4 protein-coding genes and 1 pseudogene are annotated in these 2,576 nt (G+C 63.5%); 4 read left to right on the top strand and 1 reads right to left on the bottom strand.

Translation table 11 applies throughout. The features are described from left to right. Positions 1-181, top strand: a pseudogene (locus EN994_RS26550) (acyl-CoA dehydrogenase); the annotation flags it as partial. A gap of 19 nt (positions 182-200) precedes the next feature. Beyond that, a complete protein-coding gene (locus EN994_RS26545; protein WP_063167663.1) occupies positions 201-953 on the top strand; it encodes a crotonase/enoyl-CoA hydratase family protein in 753 nt (250 codons plus the stop codon). Between the two features lie 9 nt (positions 954-962). Here the strand turns inward: EN994_RS26545 and pdxH are convergent, their stop codons facing one another. Continuing rightward, positions 963-1,580, bottom strand: coding sequence for a pyridoxamine 5'-phosphate oxidase (gene pdxH / locus EN994_RS26540; protein ID WP_063167664.1), 618 nt, complete (start codon positions 1,578-1,580; stop codon positions 963-965). A 72-nt stretch (positions 1,581-1,652) separates the two neighbouring features. On the opposite strand from pdxH, the gene EN994_RS26535 reads away from it, so the two are divergent. After that, on the top strand, positions 1,653-2,114 hold the full coding sequence (locus EN994_RS26535) for an RT0821/Lpp0805 family surface protein (protein WP_013532805.1): 462 nt from the start codon (positions 1,653-1,655) through the stop codon (positions 2,112-2,114). 100 nt (positions 2,115-2,214) lie between these two features. Further along, positions 2,215-2,576, top strand: a 362-nt coding sequence (locus EN994_RS26530; RefSeq protein WP_164746213.1) for a DnaJ domain-containing protein, incomplete at its 3' end; no start/stop codon positions are given.

The following is a 2,576-nucleotide window of genomic DNA, read 5'->3' as shown; positions in this document are numbered from 1 at the left end:
GATCTCGCTTGCCGCCGGCGGCGCCTATCTGGCGCGCGGCGCTCTTGCCGACCAAGGCCGTATTCCCCTTTGCCGCTTCTTCGCCGAAAACCTGCTCGGCGAGGTCAGCGCTTTGCGGGCGCGCGTCATCGATGGCGCCGAAAGCCTCGCCGCTGCCGGAAAAACGCTGATTTCCGCCTGACGTTCACAAGGAAAGAACCGTGACAGACCATATCCTCGTCGAGCGCCAGGGCGCCATCCAGATCATCCGCATGAACCGGCCGGACAAGAAGAACGCGCTGACGCGCGCCATGTATGCGAAAATGTCAAAAAGCCTGGCAGAAGGCGACGCCGACCCGGAGATCCGCGTCCATGTCTTTCTCGGCGTGCCCGGCGCCTTCTCCTCAGGCAACGACCTTGCCGACTTCATGATCATCGCCACCGGTGGTGACGGCGGCACCGAAGTCTGGGACTTCCTGATGGCGCTGGCCAGGGTCGAAAAACCCATGGTCTCCGGCGTCGACGGCATCGCGGTCGGCATCGGCACGACGCTCAACCTGCATTGCGACCTGACCTTCGCCACGCCGCGCACCGTGTTCAGGACGCCTTTCGTCGACCTTGGCCTGGTGCCCGAGGCGGGGTCGAGCCTCTTGGCGCCGCGCATCCTCGGGCAGCAGGGTGCCTTCGCGCTGCTCGGCCTCGGCGAGGGCTTTTCGGCTGAACGGGCGAAGGCCGCCGGCCTGATCTACGAGGTGGTCGAGGAAGCAGCACTGGAGGCCTCGGTGCTGGCGGCCGCCGGCCAGATCGCGGCCAAGCCGCCGCAGGCGTTGAAGATCGCGCGCGACCTGATGCGCGGCTCGCGCGACGACCTCGTCGCCCGCATCGGCGAGGAAAGCGAGCATTTTCGCGAGCGCCTGAAGTCCGATGAGGCGCGCGCCGCGCTCACCGCGTTCATGACGAGAAAGAAGGCCTGAGCCTCTTCTTCAGGGATAAAGCCTCGTCTTGTCCCAGGCGCCTTTCGCGTTGCGGCTGAAGACGAGCCGGTCGTGCAGGCGGAACGGCCTGTCGTGCCAGAACTCGATTGTCGTGGGCACGATTCGGAAGCCGGACCAGTGCTTTGGCCGCGGGATCTCGCCGATCGGGTAGCGTGCCGTGTATTCGGCCACTGCCTTCTCCAGCGCAAAGCGGCTTTCCAGCGGCCGCGATTGTTTCGAGGCCCATGCGCCGATGCGGCTGCCGCGCGGCCGTGTCGCATAGTAGGCGTCGGCTTCGGCGTCGCTGACGATCTCCACCGGTCCGCGAATGCGTACCTGGCGGCGCAGTGATTTCCAATGGAAACACATCGCCGCCTTCATGCTGCCAAGAATCTCCTGGCCCTTGGCGCTCTCGAAATTCGTGTAGAAGACAAACCCGCTTTCATCGAACCCCTTGAGCAAAACCATGCGCACATCCGGCATGCCGTCGGCATCGACGGTCGCCAGAGCCACGCCGTTGGGGTCGTTCGGCTCGCTTTTCGTGGCGTCGTCCAGCCATGCGGCAAACAGGCGAAACGGCTCGGCAGCCTCGGTAAAGTCACCGCTTGTTAACTCAGTGTCACTCATAGTTTTTCTCAAATTGTCACGAAGATTCTTACAAAGCCAAGATTCTTAACGAAGCAAGGGGGAGGCTGCCGATTGTCGCTTATCGCGCAAGCTTTTGACAGCAGGCAATGGAGCGTTATCGCTTCGGCCAGCGCGAAAGCCGCGATCGTGGCGGTCGCCTTGCCGCTTGCCGCTTGTGGCGCCGGCGGCTTCAGCCTGGAAAAAGCCGAAGTCGACCGCTCGATCCTGACCAGCAGCACATCGGCCTCGGCCGCGCCGGCCAGTCTGGATCGCGACTCCGACCAGACGACGATCGGCAATGCAGTCTCCTCGGCCGACATCGAGCAGCTCGGCGGGCAGGCCGTCCCATGGGCCAATGCCGGTACCGGCTCGCGCGGTTCCATCACCGATCTGGCGGAATTGAAGGACAACGGCCAGACCTGCCGCCGCTTCAAGGCCTCGCGCGAAAGCTTTGACGGCGTTGCCATGTTCGAAGGCGAACTGTGCCTGGCCAGCGCCGGCGGCTGGCGCATGCAGGACTTCAAGGCGCTCTGATTTTCCGCGTCTGATATGCGGCTCCAGCACTGGAATTTCTTCCTATGGGAGCGCATATAAGAGGCAACCAGAGACTCAACTCTTCTCCAGGGCAGTAAGCATGCGCGACCCCTATGAGGTGCTGGGCGTTGCCAGGAACGCATCGGCCAAAGACATAAAGTCGGCGTACCGGAAACTCGCCAAAAAGCATCATCCGGACCAGAATCCGAATGATCCAAAGGCGAAGGACCGTTTCGCCGCAGCCAACCAGGCCTACGAGATCGTCGGCGACGAAAAGAATCGCGCCGCTTTCGATCGCGGCGAGATCGACGCTGACGGCAAGCCGCGATTCCAGGGCTTTGAGGGCGCTGCCGGTGGCGGCGATCCGTTTGGCGGCTTTCGCCGGCAGCAAGGTCCGGGCGGCTCGCGGTTCGAATTCCGCTCCGGTCGACCCGGTGGCGATCCGTTCGACGGCAACAGCGA

Origin of the sequence: Mesorhizobium sp. M7A.F.Ca.CA.002.09.1.1 (genome assembly GCF_003998555.1) — a bacterium.
Classification (GTDB): Bacteria; Pseudomonadota; Alphaproteobacteria; order Rhizobiales; family Rhizobiaceae; genus Mesorhizobium; species Mesorhizobium ciceri.
This window is presented reverse-complemented; position numbering and strand designations above follow the sequence as displayed.

What these genes read in the sequence shown, in the direction of transcription:
- pdxH (WP_063167664.1), bottom strand. Translation starts at nt 1,580, where the DNA reads ATGAGTGACACTGAGTTAACAAGCGGTGACTTTACCGAGGCTGCCGAG.